Annotated in this window: 1 rRNA gene (only partly in view); it reads right to left on the bottom strand. The window is 56.8% G+C overall.

Going from position 1 to position 1,765, the window contains the following annotated elements:
* Positions 1–1,732, bottom strand: a 23S ribosomal RNA gene (locus ACH4RG_RS36445) (it extends 1,493 nt beyond the left edge of the window).
* Positions 1,733–1,765: the final 33 nt, after the last annotated feature.

The raw sequence follows: 1,765 nt of genomic DNA, 5'->3' as shown, positions 1-1,765 counted from the left end.
CTTAATGTGTGACGGATTTACCTACCACACGGGCTACACCCTTACCCCGGGACAACCACCGCCCGGGCTGGACTACCTTCCTGCGTCACCCCATCGCTTACCTACTACAAGTCTGGTTCATCGGCTCCACCACTACCCTCAACTCCGAAGAGATCGGGCCGGCTTCACGGACTTAGCATCGCCTGATTCAGTACTGGGCGTTTCAAAGCGGGTACCGGAATATCAACCGGTTGTCCATCGACTACGCCTGTCGGCCTCGCCTTAGGTCCCGACTTACCCTGGGCAGATCAGCTTGACCCAGGAACCCTTAGTCAATCGGCGCACACGTTTCTCACGTGTGTATCGCTACTCATGCCTGCATTCTCACTCGTGAACCGTCCACAACTCGCTTCCGCGGCTGCTTCACCCGGCACACGACGCTCCCCTACCCATCCACACAGGCGTTGGCCCTATATGTGTGAATGACACGACTTCGGCGGTACGCTTGAGCCCCGCTACATTGTCGGCGCGGAATCACTTGACCAGTGAGCTATTACGCACTCTTTCAAGGGTGGCTGCTTCTAAGCCAACCTCCTGGTTGTCTCTGCGACTCCACATCCTTTCCCACTTAGCGTACGCTTAGGGGCCTTAGTCGATGCTCTGGGCTGTTTCCCTCTCGACCATGGAGCTTATCCCCCACAGTCTCACTGCCGTGCTCTCACTTACCGGCATTCGGAGTTTGGCTAAGGTCAGTAACCCGGTAGGGCCCATCGCCTATCCAGTGCTCTACCTCCGGCAAGAAACACACGACGCTGCACCTAAATGCATTTCGGGGAGAACCAGCTATCACGGAGTTTGATTGGCCTTTCACCCCTAACCACAGGTCATCCCCCAGGTTTTCAACCCTGGTGGGTTCGGTCCTCCACGAAGTCTTACCTCCGCTTCAACCTGCCCATGGCTAGATCACTCCGCTTCGGGTCTAGAGCGTGCAACTCAATCGCCCTGTTCGGACTCGCTTTCGCTACGGCTTCCCCACACGGGTTAACCTCGCTACACACCGCTAACTCGCAGGCTCATTCTTCAAAAGGCACGCAGTCACGACTGCATGTGCAAGCACACACAGCGACGCTCCCACGGCTTGTAGGCACACGGTTTCAGGTACTATTTCACTCCGCTCCCGCGGTACTTTTCACCATTCCCTCACGGTACTATCCGCTATCGGTCACCAGGGAATATTTAGGCTTAGCGGGTGGTCCCGCCAGATTCACACGGGATTTCTCGGGCCCCGTGCTACTTGGGTGTCTCTCAAACGAGCCGTTGATGTTTCAGCTACGGGGGTCTTACCCTCTACGCCGGACCTTTCGCATGTCCTTCGCCTACATCAACGGTTTCTGACTCGTCTCACAGCCGGCAGACTATGAAAGAGAGATCCCACAACCCCGCATGCGCAACCCCTGCCGGGTATCACACGCATACGGTTTGGCCTCATCCAGTTTCGCTCGCCACTACTCCCGGAATCACGGTTGTTTTCTCTTCCTGAGGGTACTGAGATGTTTCACTTCCCCTCGTTCCCTCCACACTGCCTATGTGTTCAGCAGCGGGTGACAGCCCATGACGACTGCCGGGTTTCCCCATTCGGAAACCCCCGGATCAAAGCTTGGTTGACAGCTCCCCGGGGACTATCGTGGCCTCCCACGTCCTTCATCGGTTCCTGGTGCCAAGGCATCCACCGTGCGCCCTTAAAAACTTGGCCACAGATGCTCGCGTCCACTGTGCAGTTCTCAAA

Origin of the sequence: Streptomyces sp. NPDC021019, from assembly GCF_044333295.1 — a bacterium.
Lineage (GTDB): Bacteria > Actinomycetota > Actinomycetes > Streptomycetales > Streptomycetaceae > Streptomyces.
This window is presented reverse-complemented; position numbering and strand designations above follow the sequence as displayed.